The sequence below is a fragment of the Clostridium beijerinckii genome (assembly GCF_018223745.1).
Lineage (GTDB): Bacteria > Bacillota > Clostridia > Clostridiales > Clostridiaceae > Clostridium > Clostridium beijerinckii.
Window position 1 is genome coordinate 5,087,584 of record NZ_CP073653.1, and the last position, 25,647, is coordinate 5,113,230.

22 protein-coding genes and 1 other annotated feature are annotated in these 25,647 nt (G+C 30.0%); of the genes, 2 read left to right on the forward strand and 20 right to left on the reverse strand.

Annotated elements, in window-relative coordinates:
* Window positions 1-11 precede the first annotated feature (11 nt).
* From KEC93_RS22825 to KEC93_RS22845, 5 genes are all read right to left on the reverse strand, one after another.
* Entirely contained in the window at window positions 12-482 is a 471-nt protein-coding gene (locus KEC93_RS22825; protein WP_012060715.1) for a PTS sugar transporter subunit IIB, read from the reverse strand.
* Window positions 479-901, reverse strand: a complete 423-nt coding sequence (locus tag KEC93_RS22830; RefSeq protein ID WP_023973915.1) for a PTS sugar transporter subunit IIA — start codon at window positions 899-901, stop codon at window positions 479-481. The genes KEC93_RS22825 and KEC93_RS22830 overlap by 4 nt, the downstream gene beginning before the upstream one ends.
* Window positions 902-1,178: 277 nt before the next feature.
* Window positions 1,179-1,889 (reverse strand): GntR family transcriptional regulator, encoded by a 711-nt coding sequence (locus tag KEC93_RS22835; protein WP_017211193.1) that lies wholly within the window; start codon window positions 1,887-1,889, stop codon window positions 1,179-1,181.
* A 400-nt stretch (window positions 1,890-2,289) separates the two neighbouring features.
* Window positions 2,290-3,018, reverse strand: coding sequence for a glucosamine-6-phosphate deaminase (gene nagB, locus KEC93_RS22840; protein ID WP_039769930.1), 729 nt, complete (start codon window positions 3,016-3,018; stop codon window positions 2,290-2,292).
* Window positions 3,019-3,039: 21 nt separating this feature from the next.
* The gene (locus tag KEC93_RS22845) at window positions 3,040-3,765 is read right to left on the reverse strand and encodes a GntR family transcriptional regulator (RefSeq protein WP_023973917.1); all 726 of its coding nucleotides are present in this window, start codon (window positions 3,763-3,765) and stop codon (window positions 3,040-3,042) included.
* 306 nt (window positions 3,766-4,071) lie between these two features.
* On the opposite strand from KEC93_RS22845, the gene nagA reads away from it, so the two are divergent.
* The gene (gene nagA / locus KEC93_RS22850; protein WP_077867889.1) at window positions 4,072-5,208 is read left to right on the forward strand and encodes an N-acetylglucosamine-6-phosphate deacetylase; all 1,137 of its coding nucleotides are present in this window, start codon (window positions 4,072-4,074) and stop codon (window positions 5,206-5,208) included.
* Between the two features lie 238 nt (window positions 5,209-5,446).
* Here nagA and KEC93_RS22855 read toward each other — a convergent pair whose 3' ends face one another.
* From KEC93_RS22855 to cls, 15 genes are all read right to left on the reverse strand, one after another.
* Window positions 5,447-6,355 (reverse strand): ROK family protein, encoded by a 909-nt coding sequence (locus KEC93_RS22855; RefSeq protein WP_023973919.1) that lies wholly within the window; start codon window positions 6,353-6,355, stop codon window positions 5,447-5,449.
* Window positions 6,356-6,461: 106 nt separating this feature from the next.
* The gene (locus tag KEC93_RS22860; RefSeq protein WP_023973920.1) at window positions 6,462-7,859 is read right to left on the reverse strand and encodes a 6-phospho-beta-glucosidase GmuD; all 1,398 of its coding nucleotides are present in this window, start codon (window positions 7,857-7,859) and stop codon (window positions 6,462-6,464) included.
* Between the two features lie 78 nt (window positions 7,860-7,937).
* Window positions 7,938-8,816, reverse strand: coding sequence for an ROK family protein (locus KEC93_RS22865; protein ID WP_077867890.1), 879 nt, complete (start codon window positions 8,814-8,816; stop codon window positions 7,938-7,940).
* A 248-nt stretch (window positions 8,817-9,064) separates the two neighbouring features.
* Entirely contained in the window at window positions 9,065-9,898 is an 834-nt protein-coding gene (locus KEC93_RS22870; protein ID WP_023973922.1) for a prephenate dehydrogenase, read from the reverse strand.
* Between the two features lie 23 nt (window positions 9,899-9,921).
* Window positions 9,922-10,935, reverse strand: coding sequence for a 3-deoxy-7-phosphoheptulonate synthase (gene aroF, locus KEC93_RS22875; RefSeq protein ID WP_012060725.1), 1,014 nt, complete (start codon window positions 10,933-10,935; stop codon window positions 9,922-9,924).
* A 151-nt stretch (window positions 10,936-11,086) separates the two neighbouring features.
* Window positions 11,087-11,527, reverse strand: coding sequence for a type II 3-dehydroquinate dehydratase (gene aroQ / locus KEC93_RS22880; protein WP_012060726.1), 441 nt, complete (start codon window positions 11,525-11,527; stop codon window positions 11,087-11,089).
* A 247-nt stretch (window positions 11,528-11,774) separates the two neighbouring features.
* Window positions 11,775-12,284, reverse strand: a complete 510-nt coding sequence (locus KEC93_RS22885; protein ID WP_012060727.1) for a shikimate kinase — start codon at window positions 12,282-12,284, stop codon at window positions 11,775-11,777.
* 9 nt (window positions 12,285-12,293) lie between these two features.
* Entirely contained in the window at window positions 12,294-13,106 is an 813-nt protein-coding gene (aroE, locus tag KEC93_RS22890) for a shikimate dehydrogenase (RefSeq protein WP_077867891.1), read from the reverse strand.
* A 16-nt stretch (window positions 13,107-13,122) separates the two neighbouring features.
* Window positions 13,123-14,262, reverse strand: coding sequence for a prephenate dehydratase (gene pheA / locus KEC93_RS22895; protein ID WP_077867892.1), 1,140 nt, complete (start codon window positions 14,260-14,262; stop codon window positions 13,123-13,125).
* Window positions 14,263-14,411: 149 nt separating this feature from the next.
* Window positions 14,412-15,485: a chorismate synthase gene (aroC, locus tag KEC93_RS22900; RefSeq protein ID WP_077867893.1), complete on the reverse strand. Its 1,074-nt coding sequence runs from the start codon at window positions 15,483-15,485 to the stop codon at window positions 14,412-14,414.
* Window positions 15,463-16,770 carry a 3-phosphoshikimate 1-carboxyvinyltransferase gene (aroA, locus tag KEC93_RS22905; protein WP_039769919.1) on the reverse strand — a complete coding sequence of 436 codons (1,308 nt, stop codon included), beginning with the start codon at window positions 16,768-16,770 and terminating at the stop codon, window positions 15,463-15,465. Before aroA ends, aroC begins: the two co-directional genes overlap by 23 nt.
* An 86-nt stretch (window positions 16,771-16,856) precedes the next feature.
* Window positions 16,857-17,909 carry a 3-dehydroquinate synthase gene (gene aroB / locus KEC93_RS22910; RefSeq protein ID WP_017211222.1) on the reverse strand — a complete coding sequence of 351 codons (1,053 nt, stop codon included), beginning with the start codon at window positions 17,907-17,909 and terminating at the stop codon, window positions 16,857-16,859.
* Window positions 17,910-18,036: 127 nt separating this feature from the next.
* On the reverse strand, window positions 18,037-19,050 hold the full coding sequence (gene aroF / locus KEC93_RS22915; RefSeq protein ID WP_039769916.1) for a 3-deoxy-7-phosphoheptulonate synthase: 1,014 nt from the start codon (window positions 19,048-19,050) through the stop codon (window positions 18,037-18,039).
* Between the two features lie 586 nt (window positions 19,051-19,636).
* Complete coding sequence (locus tag KEC93_RS22920; protein ID WP_023973932.1) at window positions 19,637-20,803, reverse strand: MFS transporter; 1,167 nt, start codon at window positions 20,801-20,803, stop codon at window positions 19,637-19,639.
* Between the two features lie 262 nt (window positions 20,804-21,065).
* Window positions 21,066-22,499 carry a cardiolipin synthase gene (cls, locus tag KEC93_RS22925; RefSeq protein ID WP_023973933.1) on the reverse strand — a complete coding sequence of 478 codons (1,434 nt, stop codon included), beginning with the start codon at window positions 22,497-22,499 and terminating at the stop codon, window positions 21,066-21,068.
* A gap of 268 nt (window positions 22,500-22,767) precedes the next feature.
* Window positions 22,768-22,986: a binding site (T-box leader), on the forward strand.
* Window positions 22,987-23,150: 164 nt separating this feature from the next.
* Here cls and leuS point away from each other — a divergent pair.
* Window positions 23,151-25,601, forward strand: coding sequence for a leucine--tRNA ligase (gene leuS / locus KEC93_RS22930; protein ID WP_039769914.1), 2,451 nt, complete (start codon window positions 23,151-23,153; stop codon window positions 25,599-25,601).
* Window positions 25,602-25,647: the final 46 nt, after the last annotated feature.

Consider the following 25,647-nt stretch of genomic DNA (forward strand, 5'->3'; position numbering starts at 1 on the left):
GATCCTCCTTTTTATATTTTAGAAGTTAAATCTTCTCTCTTTGAAGTAGGAACTTGTTGCATATATAGGTTAATCCCCATTGCTTTCAGCTTTTTGGTATCTTCTAATTCTTCTGGATTTAGGAAAATAGCATTACTATATTGCTTTGAATTTTCTTTATTTGCAATTCCCCCATAATTAATTTCTTTAATACTAGAGCAGCTCTTACAGAACTCTAATGCTTCCTTAGTACCTCTAAAAACAATCATAATATTATCTTTTAATTGTTCAACTTTAGACATTCTCGCTAATATATCGTTTACCGAAAATATATTTAAAGTTACTCCAACTGGTTTTGATAAGTTTAATGAAACTTTTTTCATCTCATCATTTGCAGTTTCATCATCTACAACAATAATTCTTGAAATCCCTAAACTTTTTGTCCATGAAAAAACTACTTGTCCATGCAATAAACGGTGATCGATTCTTACTAATTTAATCATAAATCTTCCTCCTTTATATTTTTACATTCATTAAGCAATTTATTGCAGTCAACTATTCCATGCTGACTTTCTTCAATAATCTGCTGCAATAGACTTTCAGAAATTTCATTTGCTTGAGTAGCAACTGAAATAATTATAGGTAAATTCATTCCTGAAATAACATGTATTTTAGGATATTCTTTTATTAAAGACATCATTTCTGTATTAACGCTTCCGCCAAGAATATCTGTGAAAATAAATATATCTGCTTCAATGTATTTTTCTCTTACTATTTTTTCTACTGTTTCCCTAACGTTTACTTCTTCGTTTCTATAAGATGAAAAAGCTTCAACCATAGATACATCTCCAATTATCATACCCAAAGTATCCTTCATTCCCTTTGCCAGATCACCATGACTAGCTAAAATAATTTGTATCATTAAGATTCACCTCCATTCTATGTAATTATTATTAGCAATAATCATGCCAAAAAACAGTTTGTATTCAAAAACATCCTAAATTGGTCATTTATATATACATTAGTAAATAAAACCAACAGTTAAAAAAAGATTAATTGAAGTGTTTGAGCAAAGTGTTGAAAAAAATAAGCCTAATGAAAAGTATAATTAACTTTTCATTAGGCTTATTTTTTTCTATTTAATTTTTGAAATTTTATTTTAACTCCATAATTATAATTATAATGAACGTAATTATATCTTATTTAATACTTACAGTCCTAAATTCAATCCTATCACTTCTATGGTGTGCTGTTGAAAATTCAAAAGGCTGGCCATTGTCTAAAAAACCTACCTGCTCTACTTCCAATATTGGAAAGTTATTTTCTATTTCTAGATATTCCTGTTCCAACTCATTTGGTAAAATAGCTCGAATAATCCTATGAGCACTTTTTATTTTAAGTTTAAGATTTTTTTCAATGTAACCATAAACTGAACTCGTTAAAATATCGTTTTTTATGCCAGGTATAAGGCCTATTGGCATATATGTATACTCAATTACATATGGACTATCATCCGCATATCTAGTTCTTATTACATAATAGACAAAATCATCGGTAGTAATCTTTAGCTTAGTTGCAATTTCTTCCGTTGGGTGAATTACTTCGAATTTTATAATTTTAGATGTTACTTTTCTATCCTTATGAGCTTCTGAAAATCCTTCAAATTGTTTTGCTAGACTTAATTCCTGAACCCCCTCTTCATCAAGAGCTTTTACAAATGTTCCAGAACCTCTTCGCTTTATTACTAACCCTTGAATTACTAGTTCATCAACAGCTTTTTTTATTGTTATTCTACTAACCCCATAATATTCACACATTTCTTTTTCTAAAGGCAACTGTTCATTAGGATTATATTCACCATTCAATATTCTATTTCTTATGTCTTCAGCAATTTCCTCATATTTTGCCATTATATTCACCTTTCTCCTTACAGTATAACTTATATACATCTTTATCATATCATTTATATATTAATTATATCATTTCTATACATTATTAAACACTTAAATTAAGTTTAATTATAAGGCAATTATATATGTTCAATAAAATAATATTTACATATATAAATTATTAGTATCTTCATTCAATTAAAATCTACTGTTTATAATGACTTTACTAGTCATGGTAAATACATCTAATAAAAAAATCGCTGAACATCATAACTCTAACATACAATTCATATTAAAATATGATATAAATTGTACAAAAAAAGAAATCATTCTTGATTTCCTTCAAAATAATAAAAACTATATTAAAAAACTTACCGTTATTTTAATATAGTTTAAAATTTTAATTTCACCTATTTTACAATTACTTAATTGCATTTGCCATTTCTTCATCTATTATTACTGTTACATCTTTATGCATGTGTAACATAGTTGCAGGATTATGAGTTGTAATATTTCCTTTAAATAATCCTTTTATTGCTTCTGCTTTATCTTGACCTCTTACCAACAATACTATTTTTCTAGCTTTCATTATTTGACCAAGTCCCATAGATAAGGCCTTAGTAGGTACTTCCTCTATAGATTTGAAAAATCTAGAATTTGCCTCTATTGTAGTTTTAGTTAAACCTGTTACATGAGTTTCTGCTATTAAAAAATCATCTGGTTCATTAAATGCAATATGGCCATTAGCACCTATTCCAAGGATTTGTATATCAATACCACCTAATTCATCCACTTTTTTATCATAATTCTTAGCTTCCTCATCAAGATTTTTTGCTAAGCCATTTGGAACAAATGTATTTGCTTTATTTATATTAACATGATTAAATAACTTTTCATTCATAAAATATCTGTAGCTTTGAGGATCTTCTCCTCCAAGTCCAACATATTCATCTAAGTTTACTGTTTTTATATTAGAAAAATCTATTTCTTTATTTCTGTTCATTTCTATAATCTTTTTATATAAACCTTCAGGAGTACTTCCTGTAGCTAGTCCTAGGACAGCATTTGTTTTCTCAGAAATTACCTCTTTAAATATTTTAGCTGCAACTTCACTCATTTCTTCATAATCTTTAACTACTAGTAACTTCATTATTATTACGCTCCTTTGATGTTAATTTTTTAAACAAACCCTGTATCTATATTTATCTCCTCTCGCTATTGTTATGGTATATTCAACAATCTCATTTTGCTCATATGCTATTCTTTCAAACTTTAATCCTGCCTGCCCTTGAGGTATTTCTAAATAAACACTTTCTAATTTGTTTATTAAAACACTTTCTATTACTTCTTCAGCAGATGTAATATTAATATTAAAAGTATTTTTTAATATCTCATATAATGGATTTTTTTCTATCATATCCTTAGTAAGCTGCTTAAATCTTTCATACGGCAAATAAGTCATTTCATATATCATAGGAATGTTATCCGCAATCCTTATTCTCGAGATTTTATACACAAGCTCGTTCTTTTCTATATTTAATTTTTTAGACACTTTGCTGTTGGCTTCCATTATCTCAAAATTTAATAATTTAGAAGTCGGGTTTTTTCCACGTTTTTTCATTTCCTCAGTGAAAGATGATACCTTTATTAAATCTTGTTCTACAACTCTTGGCGAAATGAAATTTCCTTTTCCTTGAACTTTATAAATATAATTATTTTTTTCCAACTCATCTAATGCTTCTCTTACTGTAGTTCTGCTAACAGCATATTTTTTGCATATTTCTCTTTCGGAGTCCAATTTTTCATTTTCTTCCATGCTGCTTTCTATTTTTTCAATGAGAATATTCATTAGTTGAACATACAAAGGAATATTAGAATTTTTATTTATCGTACTCATAAGTGCACCTCTTTTAGTTCTAGTAGTTTTCCCAACAATTATACTATTCTTGTACACAAAAGAAAATATAAATCAAATAATTTAAAATTTCCTAAAACGCTTCTTTTAAGTACTTTCAATTCTATAATTCCTTAAATAATTAATACTTTCCAAGTGGTAATTACCACTACAAGAATTATAATTTATTCTTTTAATTCTGTCAACATACACTTGAAAAATTCTTTATACATGCTATATACTGAATATATAAACTGATAATGTCCACTTACTATAATATATGAAATTTGACTTAAAAGGAGAAGAAATATGTTAATAAGAAATTGTAATATAATTTACCTAGACAAGATAGAACAAGGCTCAATTCTAGTTGAAGATGGGAAAATTAAAGAGATAAATCCGTCCAATATAGATACAGACAGCATTTTAGATGCAAATGGTCTATATGTTTCACCTGGTTTTATTGATGTTCATATACACGGCGCAGGAGGCTCAGATACAATGGACGGTACCAGTGAATCAATCAATACCATTTCTAAAACTATAATTAAACACGGAACAACTTCTTTTACTCCTACAACTATGACTGTTGCTGTGGACGATATAAGAAAATCTTTAGACGCAATTAAGAAGGTAAAAGAAAAAGGTTCAGAAGGTGCTCACATTCTTGGAGTGCATTTAGAAGGTCCGTTTGTAAGTCCGAAAGCAATTGGTGCTCAAAATCCCAACTATATTTTGATGCCATCTGTTTCAGCTTACAATGATATAGTTAAGGATTATGAGGATATTATTATATCTATAACATTAGCTCCAGAAGTTGAAGGTGCTAAAGAACTTATTAAGTATTTATCCTCAATTGGAATAGTCTGCTCATTAGGGCATAGCAGTGCTACTTATGAAGAGGCTATGGAAGCTATTAAATGTGGTGCTTGCCATGCAACTCATCTTTTTAATGCTATGACTCCTTTAACTCACAGAAATCCAGGAGTAGTAGGAGCTGTATTTGACAGTGATATAACAACTGAAACTATTTCAGATGGAATTCATATTTCATATCCAGCTTTAAGAATTGCTTACAAACAAAAAGGTACTGATAATGTTTTATTAATATCTGATGCTATGATGGCTTGCTGCATGCCTAATGGTAACTACTCCTTAGGAGGGCAAGATGTTATTGTTAATGATGGTGAAGCACGTTTAAAAAATGGTGCTTTAGCTGGTTCTGTTCTTACCCTTGATAAAGCAGTAAAAAATGTATACAAAAACTCTAATTTACCACTTTATGAAGTAATAAAAATGGCATCTTATAATGGCGCTAAACATTGTAAAGTTGAGGATCATAAAGGGCAGATCAAGGAAGGCTATGATGCAGACTTGATATTGTTTGATGATGATATAAATATAAAAAAGGTATTAGTTTTAGGTAAGGAAGTATACTCAGAATAACTATTATAGTTTTCAGCTGTATTTCCACTTTTAAAAACTAATAGCATAAAATTATATACGCAGATATATAATCAATCTACTGAACATTTAGGATAATCTATTATCATAAGCAAAGAGAAGACTGAGTTATTTTAAAATTAATGATAAAGTGATCAATTGCCAATCTTTAAATAGTGCATCTAAGAATCACTTTCCTTTTAAGATAGCTCAGTCATTATAAATAATTTACTACTGTAATTTATAGATTTTTTTCTCTTTGAAGATAATTACATAATGCACCTAGTTTATTAGCATCATTTCCAAATACGCATGTTTTTAAAACTGGTTTTATTTTTCCTTCCAAATAACTGCTCATAAGTATGTCGATTCTCTTATTTATTTCCTCAACATATTCTGGTCTTTCACTTATTGCTCCACCTAAAATAATAACTTCTGGATCATAAGTATATTGAATGTTATATATTCCTGCTGCCATTATAAAATAATATTTATTAACTTCATTAATTGCTATCTCATCTCCATTATTACACAAGTCAAAAACTTTAACCCCATCAAGGCTTCCTTCATCTAATCCCTTTAATTTCTCAACTTTTCTTACTAATGCTGTGGTAGATCCAACCTTGCTCCAGCTAGCAAATTTAAGTTGTCCCTCTAATTCACAGATTATTGAACAGTAGCCAAATTCTCCTCCATGCTTATGAACGCCACCGTGAATCTTCTTATCCTTAACTATTGCTCCACCTATACCCGATCCACATACAACAAATGCTAAATCTTTATTGTCCTTCCCAGCTCCAAGCCAACATTCCCCAAGTGCTGCGCAATTAGCATCGTTTTCAAGTTCAACGTTTAAATTTGTCTTTTCATTTAAAATCTCTTTAAAGTTAGGCCCATGTATATATGGAATAGCACTTGTTCCTCCTATTAATCCACTTTCACTATCAACTGCTCCTGGAGCACTTATTGCAATTCCTTTAACGTCAAATTTTCCCTTCATTTCATTGGTTGTTATTGATAACTTAGAAAAAAACTCTTCTTTATCACTTGGAACATTAAACTTCCCATTTTCAATAAATTCTCCATTTTCGTTAATTACAGACCATTTTACTGAGCTCCCACCTATATCAAAAACCATAAATTTTCTCATTGAAAAATCACCTCTACATTTAAATCTAGTTATAATATAATTCAAATAGCCGTCTCAAGATTATTGTTTTGAGACAGCCATTTGATTGTTAAATATAATTTTCTATCTAAAATCCGTTATTTTTTGCTACTTCTTTAATCCATCTTCCTGATTTTTTAATTGTCTTCTTTTGAGTAGCTAAATCTACAGCAATAAATCCATATCTATTTTTATATGCATTAGCCCATGACCAACAGTCGATTGGAGTCCATGTATGATAACCAAAACAATTAGATCCTTCACTTATCCCTTTATGAAGATATGATAAATGTTCCTCATAGAACTCTATTCTATAATCATCTTCTATAACTCCATCTGCATTTATATATTTTTCTTCCCCTTCAACTCCCATACCATTTTCAGATATGTACCATGGAATGTTGTTATAATTATCTCTTATATTAATCGCTATATCATACATACATTGTGGGTATATCTCCCATCCTCTATATGGATTCATTCTTCTTCCAGGCATTTCATAATCGTCAAAATACTTATTAGGCATCCAACCTTTTGAATCGTCGAATTTTTCTTCCTTAGCTTTTGCTCTTCTTGGTTGGTAATAGTTAACACCTAAGAAGTCAATTGTGTTGTTCTTTATTATTTCTAATTCTTCTTCTGTTGATTCCCATATTACATTATCTTTGGTTAAAACTTCAACTAAATCTGTTGTAAACTCACCTTTTATAGCTGGATTCAAAAATGAATTGTTAAAGAAATCTTCTGCGAATTTAGCTGCTTTTACATCTTCTTCATTTTGCGATCTTGGATATGAAGGCGTTAAATTAAGAATAATACCAATCTTCCCACCATTCTTACTACAATCTGATTCTTTAAACTCTTTTATAGCCTTTGCTGATGCCAAATTTAGATTATATAAAACTTGCACTGCTTTTTTCCCATCAACTATCTTTGGATAATGGAATTGATATAAATATTCACCTTCAACTACAACCATAGGTTCATTAAATGTTGTCCAATGTTTAACTCTATCTCCAAACAACTCAAAGCACTTCTTTGCAAACAATGCAAATAAATCTACTACATGTTTTGATTCCCATCCGCCATATTTATCATATAATTCAACTGGTAAATCAAAATGGTGTAGATTCATAACTGGAAGGATATCATTTGCAATACATTCGTCTATTACAGCATTATAGAATCTTAAACCATCTTCATCTACTTCTCCAGTTTCAAAATCTTTTATTAATCTTGTCCATTGAATTGATGTTCTAATACTATTTAAACCTATTTCTTTAATCAATTTTAAATCTTCTTTATAGCTGTTATAAAAGTTTGATGCTACATTAGGGCCTACTCCATTAAAAAATGCTTCTGGTTCTATATCAAACCAATGATCAAATACACTATCATGCTTTTTATTAAATCGTCCTTCACTTTGTGGACCTGATGTTGCTGATCCCCACCAAAAGTTTTCTGGGAACTTGAATTGTATACTCATCTTATGCCTCCTAGATTTCTTTATTTAAATTATGTTATTTTCTCCATACGTTAAATATTTATAAAATAGTATTTTCTTCTATAACATTGCGGCACCAATAAGGCCTGCATTATCACCAATTTGCGCTATTCTTATATCAACAATAGATGGATCTGAAACCTTAGTCTTAGTACACTCAATAATTTTAGGTAGCAAGTAAGTATTATATATTAATACTGCTCCACCAATAACTACAGTTTCTGGATCTACTACAGCTATCACATTAGCTATACCAATTGAAATATTCTTAATCCATTTTTCTATTACCTGGACAGCCTTTTCATCATTGCTTTTATACAGATCAAACACTTCCTTTGTGCTTAATGTTTTTCCATATGCTTCTGATGCTATTCTAGCTATATTTACACCACTACATTGTCCTTCAAGTCCGCCTTTATTTGTACCTGCGTGACTATACTTGTCCTCATTTATTATCATGTTGTAGATTTCTGCTGTTTGACTATGTGCTCCATTTATAATCTTCTTATCAATAATTAATGCGCCGCCAACTCCAGTAGAAACCGTTATATAAAATACCGATTCGCATTCTTTAGCACTTCCAACTAAACTTTCTGCAAGCCCTGCTACATTAGCGTCATTATTAACTTGAACAGGTAATCCCAATTTCTCACTTAGATATTCTTTTATATTAAAGTTTTCCCATCCTTTTAAATTAACAGGGTTTAATAATTTACCTACTTTTAAATCTAATGGTCCTGGTGCACCTACTCCCACTTTTTCTATTTCATAACTGCTCCATTGTCCCTTTATTTGATTAACTAATTTATTTAAGTTATAAGCTGCCCCCTTTTGCACTTCGTTTTCAACTTTAAATATCTGTACTATACCTCCCTCCTTGGATATAACTGCTGCCCTTAAATTTGTACCACCTATATCTATTCCTATAAAAAACGATATTGTAATCTCCCCCTAACTATATTAATAATTATTTTGCTATTTACTTTATTAATATAAATTACTCTCCTGTACTCAATTATATAACACTATATATCACTTATCAATAATATGTTATATCATTTACATTTAAATAATATTATTTTTATTCACACTCTATGAATTCAATCTCATTCGTCTAGTTTTACTGAATAAAGAAGATAGACGATATATCTGTTATAATCTTATATAACAAATATATCGTCTATTATTTATAGCTTCTCTCTTCTCTTTGTAGACTTTATAAATATCTCTTTTAAAGTTTCTTTGTCATCATCTTTTATTGCATCTTTTATTTTATCCAACTCTACTTCAAAATTTTCAATGCTTTTTAATAGATTCTCTTTATTTCCAAGGAAAAGTTCGCTCCAAAGATCTTCATTTATATTAGCAATTCTTGTTAGGTCTCGATAACTATCTCCAATGAAACTTCCTGTTTCTCTTCCTTCAACATCACTATTTACCAGTGCTACAGCTAATGAGTGCGGAAGCTGACTTGTGTAGCCAATCATTTCATCATGATATTCTGGAGTTATTCTTTTAACTCTTTTAAATCCAATTTTATAAATCAGATCTTCTACCATGTTTAAATTTTCTTCTTTATTTCTAGAAACCGGTGTTAAAATATAATTTGCACCTTTAAAAACTTGGCTACTTGCAAAATCTATTCCTTTTTTCTCCCGTCCTGCCATTGGATGGCCAAAAACAAAATCTATATTCTCCGGTAATATATTTACAATATCTTCGATAAACATTTTTTTAATTCCAGTAGCATCCGTTATTACTGCACCATCTTTAAAATTGCTTTTATTATCTATAATAAATTGCTTAACTAATCTAGGATATAATGAAATAATTATAAAATCTGCACTCTTAATTACTTCTTCTCCGTTTTTGAAGCCTTCTCTTATTAATCCAAGTTTTTTAGCTTTTTCTAAAGATTCTTCATTAATATCTATTCCATAAACATCATTATACCCAGCTTCTTTTAAAGCCATAGTAAATGATCCCCCAATTACTCCAAGACCTACAACTACTATTTTCATATCTATAGCTCCCTTATATAGAATTAGATTTGCTTATCTTCAATTTTTGCTACAGCTTTAACTTTACTCATTAGCACATCAAATTGATCTGGAGTAAGTGATTGTTGTCCATCGCTTAGTGCATTTTCAGGATCATTATGAACTTCTATCATAAGTCCATCAGCCCCAGCTATAATTGCTGCTTTTGCCATTGGTTCTACCAAGTAAGCATAACCTCCTGCATGACTTGGATCAACAATTATAGGTAAATGTGATAATTTCTTAATTACTGGAACTGCTTGCAAATCTAATGTATTTCTTGTAATAGTTTCGAATGTTCTTACTCCTCTTTCACAAAGAATTACATTTTCATTTCCACCTGCCATGATATATTCTGCTGACATAAGCCATTCTTCTATAGTTGCAGATAAACCTCTCTTTAATAGTATTGGTTTATTTGTTTTACCTATTTGCTTTAATAGATCGAAATTTTGCATATTTCTAGCACCAATTTGAATCATATCCACTTCTTCAACAAAAGTATCTAAGTAATCAGTAGACATAAGTTCTGTTACTATAGGAAGTCCTGTTTCCTGTTTTGCTGTTTTTAAAAGTTTTAATCCTTCAAGCTCTAAACCTTGAAAGCTATAAGGTGAAGTTCTTGGTTTAAATGCCCCACCTCTTAAAAAGTTAGCTCCCGCTGCTTTTACTCTTTTTGCGATTTCAACAATTTGTTCTTCACTTTCTACAGAACACGGTCCAGCCATTATTCCAAGTCTTCCACCGCCAACTATTGATCCCTCAATATTAACTACTGTATCTTCAGGCTTAAATATCCTGTTTGCTTTCTTAAAAGGTTCTTGAACCTTCATAACCCTATCCACACCTTTTAATACTTGTAATTTTTTAGGATCTAATATTGAAGTATCACCAACAGCTCCTACTATAAAATATGTGTCTCCTTTAGAAAGATGGGCTTCTAATCCTTTTGATTCAATTACCGCCTTTACCTTCCTTACATCTTCTTCACTTGCTTTTGGGTTCATAATAATTATCATCTTAATCTCCTCCTGTACTACTTTTTAATTTTTTACTTTTCTTTTTTCTACTATACTTCTGTACTACAAATAGATAGCTCAACTCCAAAATTAATTGAGAACTTTCTCCTCAGCTAATAGAGTAGGCCGAGCTTCCTATATATAATATAAACTATTTAGACATCTTTTTCAATTCTAGCGCCTTAATAGCTAATATATATCCATCTTCTCCAAATCCACACATCTGTCCTATACAAGCGGGTGCTGTTACAGATTTCTTTCTAAAATCTTCTCTCGCATGCACATTGGACAAATGCACTTCTACTGTATCAATATTTATTCCTTTTATTGCATCATGAATTGCATAACTATAATGAGTATAAGCTCCTGGATTTATTATTATCCCATCATAATTTTCAAAGTATGCCTTTTGAAGTTCATCAATTATTTCACCTTCACAATTACTCTGAAATAAAGTTATTTCATGTCCTCTTTTTTTGCCTTCTTCTTTAATATACTCACATATATCTTCAAAAGATTTAGCTCCATAAATCCCTTTTTCTCTAACTCCAACCATATTTAAATTTGGCCCATTTATTACCATTATCTTCATTAATACTCCCTCCCTTCAGCATTTATATTTTTTTAACTATAATGTATATTACAATAAATTATTTAGTTAGCGAGTTTTCTCAACATAAGTTGTGATAGTAAATTATATTAATTCTATAAGATTACAATGTAAGATTTTCAACATAACATATATATGTACATTGCAACTGGGTTTCTACACTTTCTTCTAGTTTAGTACTTGGCTTACTAGAATTTCAAAAATAAGTTTATTATTGCATCTTATATACTTAATTCATTTCCAAGTTATCTAGAATAACTTCTTTTATTTCATTAACTATATTTCCAATTTCTCTATCATTTCTAATTATTTTATCTGCACATAATCTATATAATTCATAGCGCTCTTCATACAACTTAATTATTTTTTCCCTACCTTCTTTAAGTAAAGGTCTTTTTGATATATCCACATCTCCTAAAAGTTCTTCCAATGGTCTATCAATAAAAATAATAAACGATTCTTCTTTTAATATGTCTATATTCTCTTTTCTTTTTACTACTCCACCACCTGAAGAAATTATAGCCTTTCCCTCTTTAGCTAATTCTCTACAAGCTAAAGATTCAAAATCTCTAAAATAATTCTCTCCGTGTTCAAAAAGTTCAGGTATCGTTTTAGATGTCATATTTTCAATATAATTATCCATATCAATAAAGTTAATTTTTAATTCTTCGCTTACCAATCTGCCAATTGTACTCTTTCCGCATCCAGGCATTCCAATGAATACTACTTTGTTTTTCATATGTGCCACCTACTTAAATTCATTTTCAAATATTGAATATAAACCTTGAGTTAGTTCATTGTCTAATTGGCATCCCTGCCATATTTCTTCCGCCTTTATAGCTTGCCCTACTAGCATTTCAATACCACCACATACTTTTTTATTTGAATTTTTCCCTATTTTTAGGAACCTTGTCTCCCTCGGGTTATAAATTATATCTATTAATGAATTAAAGTTATTTATTATATCCTCATTAACAGGAGTATCATCAACTTTAGGGTACATGCCAAGCGGAGTCGTATTAATTAAAATATCACCTTTTATCTCTGATATTTCTTCATAAGTTTTAAATTCTATTCTTTCATCTTTATCTGCAGAATTCCCTTTGATTTTTCTTGAAACTAAGTAAATCTTTTTAATGCCATGATCTAAAAGGTAAGTAATAACAGCCTTAGCCGCTCCACCATTTCCTAGAACCATCGCAACATTATCTCTTATAACAATCTCATTATTATTTAATATAGTTCCAAACCCATAATAATCTGTATTGTACCCATATAACTTATTATCTTTTAAATAAATAGTATTTACTGCTCCTATTTTTTTAGCTTCATCCGATATAAAATCTAAATATTCCATTACATCTTGCTTATAAGGAATAGTTACATTAACTCCTTTTATTTTAAGAAGCTTTATTGATTCTATAAGTTTACCTAAATTCTCTTTTTCAACTTCAAAAAGCTTATATGCCCCTTCTACTTTTAAATCTTTAAAAAGCGTATTATGAATTTTAGGTGAAAGACTATGAGATAACTTTTCTCCTATTAATCCGTAAAATTCCAAATTAATGCCCCCCCTTTTAGCAGTATTTCCTGTATCCACCAATAAGTTTAAAATACGCACTGCTTTGTTCGATTAAATTCAATGCCTTTTTAACTTGTTCATTTTCAAGATTCCCCTCAAAATCTACATATAAGAAATATTTCCACGCTCCATTTTCCATAGGTCTTGATTCGATCTTCATCATATTTATATTATTTTCTGCAAAGTGTCTTAATAATTTATATAGAGTACCTGCTTTATGCTCAAGAGAAAATACAACACTTACTTTATCACAACTGTTATTTAATTCTAATTCTTTTGATATAACTATGAATCTTGTAGAATTTTCTCTTCTATTATTTATATTTTCTTTTATTATGCTTAAATTGTATATATCAGCTGCCCTTTTACTTGCAATAGCAACCTTTGACATATCTTGTAAATCACTAACAAGTTTAACACTATCCGCAGTACTATGGAAAGGTATCTTTTTCCAATTGCTATATTCTTTTAAAAAATCAGTACTTTGTTCAAACCCCTGTGGATGTGAATATACTTCTTTAACATTATCTAATTTTGTTCCTTTAATCCCAATTAGATTTTGATCTATTTTAATGCACTCTTCTCCAACTATATAGAATCCGTACTTATATAAGAGATCGTAAACCTGTGAAATAGCACCAGTTGAAGAATTTTCAATTGGTAAAACTCCATAATCAATTTCTTCATTTTTTACTGCTAAAAATACATCCTCAAATTCATCATACGCCTTAGCATCATCTTTCTTACCAAAATGCTTAATCATTGCTTCTTCTGAAAATGATCCTGCAACACCATAAAAGCCAACTTTACTGTCACTTTTCGCATTTTTTTCTTCAAACTTATCTATAGTCGTAGCTCTTATATCTTCCTTTACTTCTTTATCTTCTAAATCTTTAGAAATATTCATAATATTAATGAAAAATTGTTTTAGCCCTTCGGCATAATCTTTATTATTAAGGTATCCTATATTCTTCTCAATAACTTCATCTTCTCTAGCTTTATTGAAAACAGGTAAATTATTCTGTTTTTTATATTCTCCTACCTTTATTACTATATCCATTCTTTCTTCAAAAAGTCTTGTTATCTCTTTATCTATTTCATCAATCTTATTTCTATAATCATCTATAGCCGCCATTTCATTTCTCCTTACTTAGGAACAATTAAAAAATATTTAATTTCTTTAATGCACCTTAACTCATTCAAATTAACACTTTGCTTTCTTAATACACTATTTGCAATAAAAAAACTATATATTCATTGACTTAGAATTATAATTTTTTATTACTAAAGCACTAAATCGAGTATTCCAATTGCGGTTACAGCTTCTATTACTGGAACAGCTCTTTGCACGATACAAGGATCATGACGACCTTCAATAACAAGCTCTGCTTCCTTTTTTTCTGCAATATCTATCGTTCTTTGAATTTTTGATATTGATGGTGTTGGCTTTATTCCAACCTTAAATAATATTGGCATTCCATTTGTTATTCCACCTGTAATTCCACCATTATTATTTGTGTAAGTTTTTACTTTATTACCGTCATAATAGTATTCATCATTACAATCAGATCCTCTTAATTTGCTCATTTCAAAGCCTTTTCCAAATTCTATTCCCTTAACTGCTGGGACAGAAAACATAAGATGAGCTAGAGTTGATTCAACTGAATCAAAAAACGGATTACCGATTCCCGGATTTATTCCAAGAACAGTACATTCAATAGTTCCACCTACAGAATCTTGTTCTTTTTTTGCTTTCAAAATTGTCTCTCTCATTTCTTCTTCTTTTTCTGAAATTAAAAGTGGTAATTCCTTTGTTTTTAATTCCTCTAAAAGTTCTCTGCTTAATTCTATATCATAAAAACTCTTATCGTGGATATCTCCAATACTCTTAACATGGGCTCCTATATTAATTCTCTTACTTTCTAACACCTGCTTACATACAGCCCCAGCAAATACTAATGGCGCAGTAATTCTTCCCGAAAAAGATCCACCGCCTCTGTAGTCGTTAAATCCATTATACCTAATGAAACCTGGATAGTCCGCATGACCTGGTCTCATCAAATCTTTAAGTTTTCCATAATCCTTAGAACGCATATCTGAATTTCTAATTACTGCGCAAAGAGGAGTACCTGTAGTTTTTCCTTCAAAGAACCCACTCAAAATTTCTGGTGCATCTGCTTCTTTTCTAGCTGTAGATAAATTACTTTTTCCTGGCGCACGTCTTGCCATTTCTTTCATAACCTCTTCAAGATTAATCTCAACGCCTGAAGGAAGCCCATCAATTGTAATTCCAATCCCAACTCCGTGAGATTCACCAAATATAGAAACCTTTAATTTATTCCCCCACATTCCACTCATCAAACACACCTCCTAAATTCTTAAAATCATCCCAAAATTGCGGGTATGACTTTGACACACACTCATAATCTTTAAGTATAATAGGTTCTTTACACATGATTGATGCTATAGCCATAGTCATTGCTATTCTATGATCTTTATGACTCCAAACTTCCACGTTTCCTTTAAGCTCCTTTACACCTTCAATTATCAATCCTTCTTCTTTTTCAATAATTTTAGCACCTAATTTATTAAGCTCTGAAGTTACAGCTGCTAATCTATCACATTCCTTAATTCTAAGTCTTCCTGCATTTATAATTTCTGTTGTTCCTTCACTTAATGCAGCAACTAATGATACTACCGGAATTATATCTGGACACTGAGAGCCATCAATTATAGTAGACTTAAGTCCAAGACTTGCGCTTCCAATTAAACCATTATCTTTATTATTCAATTTCAGTCCCATTCTTTGTAATATGTCAATTACTTCTTTATCCCCTTGAAGAGAATCTAGTTTCAAGTCATTAAGCACAATATTGCTTGAAAGTGCGTCAGCACAGAAGAAGAATGCTGCTTGTGAGTAGTCACCTTCAACTCTGTAATCTATACTCTTATAAATTTGATTTCCCTTTATAATAAATTCTTCATAATTATTGTTTATAATTTCTACACCAAAGTCTTTAATGGCTCTTAAAGTTAAATCAATATATCCTTTGGATTCCATTTCTGTTGTAATTACAATCTTAGATTCTCCATCTAAAAGAGGAAGCGTAAATAATAATCCTGTTATAAACTGTGAGCTAATATTCCCCTCCATCTTAAACTCTCCAGCTTTTAATTTTCCTTCAGTCTTTAAATCAAGAATACCATCTTTATAAGAATATTTAATTCCTTGTTCATCAAAAATTTTGTAATAAGTGTCTAATGGTCTCTTCCCTAAATTACCTCTTCCAACAAATCTATTAACTCCATCAAATAAAGCTGCTATAGGTACTAAAAATCTAAGAGTTGATCCTGACTCGTTGCAATCTATAGTTCTTTGTTCCTTAACTGAATTAGCTTTAATATTTTCTGGGCTGTTGATTCCACAAACCTCCAGATAATCTTCTTTTTTTGTTATTTTAGCTCCCAATGATGACATTGCTTCAATTGTAGCAATAATATCATCAGAATAATCTATATTTGTAACTTTACTAACACCATCTCCAAGAGCTGCGCAAATTACTGCTCTATGCGCCATACTTTTAGATGGTGGTATCTTAACTTCCCCACTTAATTTTCCAGGATAAATTTTTAAGTTCCCCATGATTTTACCTCACTTTTTTATTCATTGCTTAAGACATACTCAAAAATAACATATCTGCTTGCTAACCTATTTTTTCATATACATCATTAACTAAAAAATTCTACATTTGTTTTTTCTAAATATGATTCTCCAATATTTCTTAATAATACTACTTTTAATACATTATCAATATTTTTCTTATCTAATGCTATTGTATCTAAAACTTCCGAGCTATCATCTATTTCAACTTCATAAGGAAGATTGTATTGCACTAGTATCTCTCTTATCTCTTCACTAACGCCTTGATCAGTTAATCCTTTATTTTCTGCAATCTTACTTATTTCATACATTCCTATAGCTACTGCTTCCCCATGTGTAAACTTCTTAAAGTTATAATATGTCTCTATGGCATGACCTAGTGTATGTCCAAAATTTAGCAGCATTCTCTCTCCAGTATCTTTTTCATCATTTTCCACAACGCATTTTTTTATAAAGCAACATTTGTGGATAATTTTTTCTATATTGTTCATAACCTCTTCTTTATTTTTTAAGCTTTTCAAAAAGTAAAAGAATTCCTTATCTTTTATACATCCGTATTTAATAACCTCTGCCATTCCGTCCCTAAAAAATCTTTCACTTAAAGTTTCAAGTACATTTGGATCTATTAAAACTAATTTAGGATGATAAAAACTTCCCACTAAATTTTTACCTCTTTCTAAATCTACAGCAACCTTTCCACCTACGCTGCTATCAACTTGAGCAAGAAGTGAAGTTGGTATTTGAACAAAATCTACACCTCTTAAGAAAGTTGATGCAGCAAATCCTCCAAGATCTCCAATTACTCCTCCGCCTAAAGTTATAATCAAGTCACTTCTTGTAATTTTAAAATCTAATAGTTCATTATATATCAAAGGAAGGGTACTAAACGCTTTAGTTTCCTCACCTGGCTCTAGTTCCATTAGCTTAACATCATATCCTGATTTAATTAAACATGATTTTATCCTATCTCCATAATGAGAACCTACATTTTTATCAGTTAGTATAAATATCTTTTTACCTTTAAAAACTTTTTGGATTTCCAGATTTACTTCATCAATTAATCCTTTTTTAATTATGATTGGATAACTTCTTTCACCAAGTTCAACAACTAAATCTTCCATTTATCAACACTCCTCTTTTACTTAAACAGTTAGCATCATGACTAAGATTACGTTATAACTCTTTTCTATCTTTTAGATACTTGTAATGAGTAATTGTTAATGCCGACTGTTCTTTAATTTAATAAATTTATATTTCTCTTCCAACAGCCGCTGCAATAACTTTTAACTCTTCCATAAGTTTTGCAAACTTACTTGGCTTTATTGATTGTGGACCATCACATAATGCATTTTCTGGATCATTATGAACTTCAATAATAAGTCCATCTGCTCCAACTGCAACCGCTGCTTTTGCTAGAGGTTCAACCATCCAGTACTTTCCTGCAGAATGACTCGGATCAATTACTATAGGTAAGTGACTTAATTTTTTAACAGCAGGTACTGCACTTAAGTCTAAAGTATTTCTTGTATAGTTTTCAAATGTTCTTATTCCTCTTTCGCACAGAATTACATTTTCATTACCACCAGCCATAATATATTCAGCTGACATTAACCATTCCTCTATAGTTGCTGATAAACCTCTTTTTAATAATATGGGCTTGTTAGTTTTTCCAAGTTCCTTTAACAAATCAAAATTTTGCATATTTCTAGCACCAACTTGAATTACATCTACATTTTCAACAAATGTCTCTATATCATAAGGAGACATAAGCTCTGTAACTATTGGCAATCCTGTATTTGCTCTTGCTTTTTTTAAAAGCTCTAATCCTTCATATTTCATTCCCTGAAACGCATACGGTGAAGTTCTTGGCTTAAATGCTCCGCCTCTTAATAAATTTGCCCCAATTTCTTTAACTTCTTTTGCTATTTCAATGATTTGTTCTTCACTTTCAACAGAACATGGACCTGCAATCATTGCTATTTTCTTTCCCCCAATTTTAACTCCATTAATGTCTACTATTGTATCTTCTGGATGAAACATTCTATTTGCTTTTTTGAAAGGTTCTTGAACTTTCATAACTCTTTCAACTATTCCATTAGCCGCTACAACTGAAGGATCTATTGCACTTGTATCCCCAACTAATCCTAAGATACTAACATCTGATCCAACAACTAAGCTCACTGAAACACCCTTTGCTTCTAGTTGTTTTGTCAATCTTTCTATTTCTTCCTGCTTTGCTTTTTGCTTTAATATTACTACCATTTTATATTGCCCCCTTGCAGATGTTTAATTATTTGCGAAAAAAAATGGAACTCATGTATAATGAGTTCCATAAAATATCAATGCTGATATATATTACAAACTTATATAAAATATAAAAAACTCATTAAAAAGGTATTTTTCAGTTTTTTGCAAAATAAATAGCCAGCGCTAAAATAAAAGCCCCAGAATGTAAAATAAAAAAAGCTATAAAATTTTTGCATAACTGATTTTACAATATCCTTTTCCATGATTTTCTCCATTTCTAAATTTAATAATTATTTTCACGAACATTAATTACAATATTTACATTTAATCTTTTTATCATTATAACAAACTATATCTAATTGTCAATACAAATTAACACTTTTCAAATAAATGTTGCATTTTGTAATTAAATAATTAAATATATTGTACTTTTATTAATATTAACTCAATAATTAATATATATTTTTTTCACCTTATTATTTTAGTTTTACAGCATTTATTCTAAAAATCTAGTTATAAAACTCCTATATAGATATATTAGTTGGTTAAATCCTTATAAAAAAAAACCTAAATACTAGATGCTTTTTTAGTTAAACGCTAATTATAATTGCTTAATGGATTGTTTGCCCTTAGGAAGAATCTTAATAGAAACTAGCAAAGAAATTACCATAATTGAGAAACCAACCAGATACATTGCAGTATATCCAAAATTTCTTTGGATTGTACTAAACATATGTGGATATACAAAGTTAGCTCCTGCTGATCCCAGCACGCTAACAAATGAATATGTACCAGCAACTAGTTCGTCATCAACTACTTCTCTTATGTATTTAAATAAAAATGTTAAATAACAACCATACATTAGACCATGTAATTGATCGCCTAAAACAACTAAAGGTATTGAACCTGTTGAAAATAAAAGTATTCTAGTAGTTCCTATAAGAAATGCTATTATTAAATATTTCTTAGGCTTTTTATCCTTTAGATACTTTCCTACAAGCATGAATGATATAAATTCAACGCATACCCTTGAAAATATTGATTTACTATATATAGAGTTAGCTAGATCCTCATTCCCCGTTATTTCAATTAAATATGTTGAATATGCAAATTCTATTGCGGTATACGTTCCTATGATTAAGATATTAATTATTCCGAGAATTACTGAATTTTTATTTTTAAATACAGCAATTAATTTTCCCCTATTTGGATTTCCATCTGCTTCAATATTTTTAAACTTCATAGCTATTAATAATATAACTATACATGACATTATGATTCCTATTATATGCATAGTTTTAAATCCATATTTTAAAATTATAGTTCCACTTAATAAAACTACGCACCCAAATCCTATGGATCCCCATTTTCTTATTTCTGAATACTCTACATTTTTTCTAACTGCTATTTCCTCAACATATACTTCATATACATTTCCAATTGTTTGTACTATAATTCCATAAAGAGCTGCATAAAAATATATGATAGTCTTGTTAACAGACATTAAAAATACTATCATTCCAATAAGTGCGCATAAATGTATGATAATAAATCTTTTTTTGTTTTTTCTCATCGAAAATTTACTTACTAAAAATTGCTGGGAAAGAATTGCAAATAATGCTCCTATAGATACTACAGTTCCAACTTCACTTAATGATAATCCAACTACTTGATTCAAATATGGCACATAAAAAGTAGTCACTATACTCGTTACTCCATAATTTATATAAGTAGTCAGGGAATAATAAAACTTTTCTTTGCTTTTCATATAATGCTCCAATCCTAATGAATTAAATATTTCTCCTATTCACTTCTATTATTAAATTTATATATTAAATTATACTCAGTTAAGAAAAAGTTTCCATAACGCTAGCAATTTTGTAAAAATAATTATTTAGGTTTCATGAAAATTTTTTAAAACTCGTTTATTTAGTACATATTAGATAAAATACTTAGACATATAAAACCACTCTTTTATTTCTCTAAGTAAAAGAGTGGTTTTATCATAATTTTAAATTTCCTATTCTATTCTATAATATAGGCGATACCAATCTAATTAAGGACTCTTTAATTTTGAGAGACAAACTCCTACCATCGTATATTTCCCTAGTTATCTCTTCTGAGCACTCCATGTCCTTTATAAACTGCTTTTCTCCATCCTTTGCAATTCTATCGTCATAAATAAATGCATTAACTTCAAAGTTAAGCTTAAAACTTCTAATGTCTAAATTAGCTGTTCCTATACTCATTACTAACCCATCAGCTACTATGGTTTTTGCATGAATAAATCCATTTTGATAACTATATATTTTAACACCAGCTTCTAATAATTCTCCCACATAAGAACTTGCTGCCCACTGCATAAAGAAATGATCTGGTTTTCCCGGTATTATAATCCGTACATCTACTCCTGATAATGCAGAGATTTTTAATGATTCCAATATTGGCGAATCAAGGACTAAATATGGAGTTTCCAAATACAAATTATTCTTAGCATTATTAATTAATTTTAAATAAGCATTTCTTATATATTCTTCCTTGTGATCCGGACCACTAGTTACAATCTGTATTCCCACATCCCCTAAGTCTTTCTTGAATTCTTTTGCATATTTATTATAATCAATTATTTTTTCACCAGATGCATGGCACCAATCCAGTAAAAATCTTTCATTTAATGCATTAACTGCTTCTCCTTCTATTCTTACATGGGTATCTCTCCAAAAACCAACTTCTGGATCCTCACTTATATACTCTTTTCCAACATTAAAACCTCCAACATAGCCGTACTGACCATCAATAACAACTATTTTTCTGTGATTTCTATAATTTATACGAGTATTTATATGCGGTAAAATTCCTGGAAAAAACAGTGAAAACTTCCCACCTGCATTCAAGTATTCCCTAAGAACTTTTTTTCTTAGCTTGCGTGATCCCATACTATCTAATAACAATCTAACCTCTAATCCACTTTTAACTTTCTTAGTTAGTTCATCAAGTATCTGTTTTCCAATAGTATCTCCTCTAAATATATAATATTCAACATGAATAAACTTTTTAGCATTTTTTATGTCTTCAATTAACTGACTAAATTTTTCTTTTCCATTTACATATACATCAATTTTATTATTAGTAGTGTATTTTACGCCAGAATTATTAAAATTTAGCCTCCTTAAATCAGCAAATTTTTCTCCGCCATCATGACCGTGTCTATTGGATTTATATGTATCGTTTAAGTTCTTTCTCTTCTTTTCATCAAACTTTATTTTTTCTTTAAAAATCTTTTGCCTGCTTAGATTTTGACCAAACATGATGTAAATCACAAATCCAAGGCCAGGTAAAATCATTAATATTAAGATCCATGCCCATGTTGTTGTAGGATCTTTTCTTTCTATAAACACTAATGATAAAGAAAAAAGTATATTTAAAACTAAAGTTATAACTGTTAAGCCTAAAAGTATGTTCATTGATTCACATCCCTATATTAAACTCTTTCCTATTCTAATATTGTATCATAATAACTCATTCTAAAAAAAATATTATTTGCTTTTTTTGAGATAATATTACTTATAGTAAAAATTAATTTCATTTTTGATTAGGAAAACTACTGCTAATATTATTCCAAATATTGCATAAACAATAAGTGGTAATAAGTTTTTACTATTAAACACATATATATAAGTCAACTTCTTGACTTTTTTTGATTTCTTAATATATAATATTATTAAAATTTTATATTGTGCGATGAATAGGAGTATTAGTAATAATTATATCTTAAAGAGAGCTGTTGTTTGGTGTAAAATAGCGTTATATTATTATGAACTTGCCTAGGAGCTTACTTGTTAAAAGCAAGTACGGTAGACCCGTTAAAATAATAAGTGAGAAGGATAAATTTGTTTTTTTATCTCTTCTAATTAAGAGTGGTACCACGGAAATTATGCTTTCGTCTCTTTGTTTTAGAGATGAGAGCTTTTTTTAATTTATCCATTATCAGTGCATAGATCTAATATTTTAATTAAAATTTTGTTTTAATAACATATTTTTCAATTATTATAAGCATTTTTCTTTTATATGCATTATATTGTGCATTTTACATTAAAATTATAGGAGGCTATATCATGGCAAATTACGGAACAAAAATTGATGAAAAGTGGCAAAAATTTTGGGAGGAGAATGAGGTTTATAAATTTAATCCTGAAAATTCAGGTAAAAAACTCTATACATTAGAAATGTTTTCTTATCCATCAGGCGCTCAATTACATGCTGGTCACTGGTTTAACTATGGTCCAACAGATTCATGGGCAAGACTTAAGAGAATGCAAGGATATAATGTATTTCAACCAATGGGATTTGATGCCTTTGGATTACCTGCTGAAAATTATGCTATAAAAACTGGAATTCATCCTCAAGATTCTACTTTAAAGAATATTGAGACAATGGAAAAACAATTGAAATCTATGGGTGCTATGTTTAACTGGGAAAACGAAGTTGTTACTTGTCTTCCTGATTATTATAAATGGACTCAATGGCTATTTTTGAAACTTTACGAGAAAGGTCTAGCTTACAGAAAAAAAGCGCCTGTAAATTGGTGTCCATCATGCAATACAGTATTAGCTAATGAACAAGTTGTTGATGGTGTTTGTGAAAGATGTAGTACTGAAGTTACAAAGAAAGATCTTACTCAATGGTTCTTTAAAATAACTGAGTACGGCGATGAATTACTTGATAAATTAGATGGTTTAGATTGGCCTGAAAAAACAAAGTCTATGCAAAAGCACTGGATTGGAAGATCTTATGGTGCAGAGGTTACTTTCAAAGTTAAGGGTTCAGATTTGAAATTCGATGTATTTACTACAAGAGTTGATACTTTAAACGGTGTTACTTATGTAGTTCTAGCTCCTGAAAACAAATTAGTTGATGAGTTAACTCTTCCAGAGTATAAGGCTGCTGTTGAAGAATATAAGGAAGCTGCTGCAAAGCAATCTGAAATTGAAAGACAATCCGTTTCAAAAGAAAAGACAGGAGTATTCACAGGATCTTATGCTATTAACCCTATTAATGGAAAAATAGTTCCTATTTGGATTTCTGATTATGTATTGGCTACTTATGGTACAGGATGTGTTATGGCAGTTCCTGCTCATGATGAAAGAGATTTTGCTTTTGCAACAAAATTCAATTTACCAATCGAAAGAGTTATAACGGATAAAGAAAATACTAATCCAGACCTTCCATATTGCGAATATGGAGTACTTGTTAATTCAGGAAAATTCGATGGATTAACAACTGATGAAGCTAAAAAGAAAATCGTTGAAGAATTAGAAAAAGATGAATTAGGAGCAATGAAGAAAAACTTCAGATTAAGAGACTGGCTAGTTTCAAGACAAAGATATTGGGGTGCTCCAATTCCTGTTATATACTGTGATGATTGTGGAATAGTTCCAGTACCTGAAAAGGATCTTCCAGTGAAACTTCCTTACAATGTTGAATTTACACCAGATGGTAAATCACCATTAGGTAAATGTGAGGATTTTGTAAATACAACTTGTCCTCATTGTGGGAAGCCTGCAAAGAGAGAAGCTGATACTTTAGACACTTTTGTATGTTCATCTTTTTACTATTTAAGATATGTAGACAATAAAAACGATGATGCACCTTTTGATTCTGAAAAAGTCAACAAAATGCTTCCTGTAGACAAATATGTTGGTGGACCAGAACATGCTTGCATGCATTTATTATATGCTAGATTCATAACAAAAGCTTTAAGAGATATGGGATATTTAAACTTTGACGAACCATTCTTAAGCTTAACTCACCAAGGATTGATATTAGGACCAGATGGACTTAAAATGAGTAAATCAAAAGGAAATACTATTTCTCCTGATGATTATATTAAAGAATATGGCGCTGACGTATTTAGAATGTACTTAATGTTTGGATTTGGTTATACTGAAGGTGGAGCTTGGAGCGACGACGGAATAAAATCTGTTGGAAAATTCGTGGATAGAATTGAAAGAATCCTTGAAAATTGCAGAAATATAATAAATTCAAATGAGAGCACTAAGGATTCTATTGATTCAGCTGAAAAAGAATTAAACTTCTGGAAACATAATACTATTAAAGGTGTTACTGAAGACGGAGATAAAATGCAATTTAACACTGCGATAGCAAGACTTATGGAGCTTACAAATGCTCTTAATAAGTACACTCAAGAAAATATTAAAAACGCAAACTTCTTAAAAGAAACTATAGTTGATTTCATAAAACTACTTGCACCATTTGCTCCTCACTTTGCTGAAGAGCAATGGAGCTTACTTGGAAATAATTCAACAATCTTTAATGAAAAATGGCCAGAATTTAACCCTGCTGCTTTAGTTAAAGATGAAGTCGAAATTGCGATCCAAATAAATGGTAAAATAAAAGCTAAAATCATGGTAGCTTCTAATTTAGATGAAGAAGGTATAAAAGCTGCTTCATTAGAAAATGAGACTATTAAAGAAAATACTGAAGGTAAAACTATAGTTAAAGTGATTGTAATTAAAGGAAGACTTGTTAATATAGTTGTGAAATAAAAGAGTGGCCACTTGGCCACTTTTTTATTTATGACTTTTCCTTATT

What these genes read in the sequence shown, in the direction of transcription:
- KEC93_RS22825 (WP_012060715.1), bottom strand. Translation starts at nt 482, where the DNA reads ATGATTAAATTAGTAAGAATCGATCACCGTTTATTGCATGGACAAGTA.
- KEC93_RS22830 (WP_023973915.1), bottom strand. Translation starts at nt 901, where the DNA reads ATGATACAAATTATTTTAGCTAGTCATGGTGATCTGGCAAAGGGAATG.
- KEC93_RS22835 (WP_017211193.1), bottom strand. Translation starts at nt 1,889, where the DNA reads ATGGCAAAATATGAGGAAATTGCTGAAGACATAAGAAATAGAATATTG.
- nagB (WP_039769930.1), bottom strand. Translation starts at nt 3,018, where the DNA reads ATGAAGTTACTAGTAGTTAAAGATTATGAAGAAATGAGTGAAGTTGCA.
- KEC93_RS22845 (WP_023973917.1), bottom strand. Translation starts at nt 3,765, where the DNA reads ATGAGTACGATAAATAAAAATTCTAATATTCCTTTGTATGTTCAACTA.
- nagA (WP_077867889.1), top strand. Translation starts at nt 4,072, where the DNA reads ATGTTAATAAGAAATTGTAATATAATTTACCTAGACAAGATAGAACAA.
- KEC93_RS22855 (WP_023973919.1), bottom strand. Translation starts at nt 6,355, where the DNA reads ATGAGAAAATTTATGGTTTTTGATATAGGTGGGAGCTCAGTAAAATGG.
- KEC93_RS22860 (WP_023973920.1), bottom strand. Translation starts at nt 7,859, where the DNA reads ATGAGTATACAATTCAAGTTCCCAGAAAACTTTTGGTGGGGATCAGCA.
- KEC93_RS22870 (WP_023973922.1), bottom strand. Translation starts at nt 9,898, where the DNA reads ATGAAAATAGTAGTTGTAGGTCTTGGAGTAATTGGGGGATCATTTACT.
- aroF (WP_012060725.1), bottom strand. Translation starts at nt 10,935, where the DNA reads ATGATAATTATTATGAACCCAAAAGCAAGTGAAGAAGATGTAAGGAAG.
- aroQ (WP_012060726.1), bottom strand. Translation starts at nt 11,527, where the DNA reads ATGAAGATAATGGTAATAAATGGGCCAAATTTAAATATGGTTGGAGTT.
- KEC93_RS22885 (WP_012060727.1), bottom strand. Translation starts at nt 12,284, where the DNA reads ATGAAAAACAAAGTAGTATTCATTGGAATGCCTGGATGCGGAAAGAGT.
- pheA (WP_077867892.1), bottom strand. Translation starts at nt 14,262, where the DNA reads ATGGCGGCTATAGATGATTATAGAAATAAGATTGATGAAATAGATAAA.
- aroC (WP_077867893.1), bottom strand. Translation starts at nt 15,485, where the DNA reads ATGAGTGGAATGTGGGGGAATAAATTAAAGGTTTCTATATTTGGTGAA.
- aroA (WP_039769919.1), bottom strand. Translation starts at nt 16,770, where the DNA reads ATGGGGAACTTAAAAATTTATCCTGGAAAATTAAGTGGGGAAGTTAAG.
- aroB (WP_017211222.1), bottom strand. Translation starts at nt 17,909, where the DNA reads ATGGAAGATTTAGTTGTTGAACTTGGTGAAAGAAGTTATCCAATCATA.
- aroF (WP_039769916.1), bottom strand. Translation starts at nt 19,050, where the DNA reads ATGGTAGTAATATTAAAGCAAAAAGCAAAGCAGGAAGAAATAGAAAGA.
- KEC93_RS22920 (WP_023973932.1), bottom strand. Translation starts at nt 20,803, where the DNA reads ATGAAAAGCAAAGAAAAGTTTTATTATTCCCTGACTACTTATATAAAT.
- cls (WP_023973933.1), bottom strand. Translation starts at nt 22,499, where the DNA reads ATGAACATACTTTTAGGCTTAACAGTTATAACTTTAGTTTTAAATATA.
- leuS (WP_039769914.1), top strand. Translation starts at nt 23,151, where the DNA reads ATGGCAAATTACGGAACAAAAATTGATGAAAAGTGGCAAAAATTTTGG.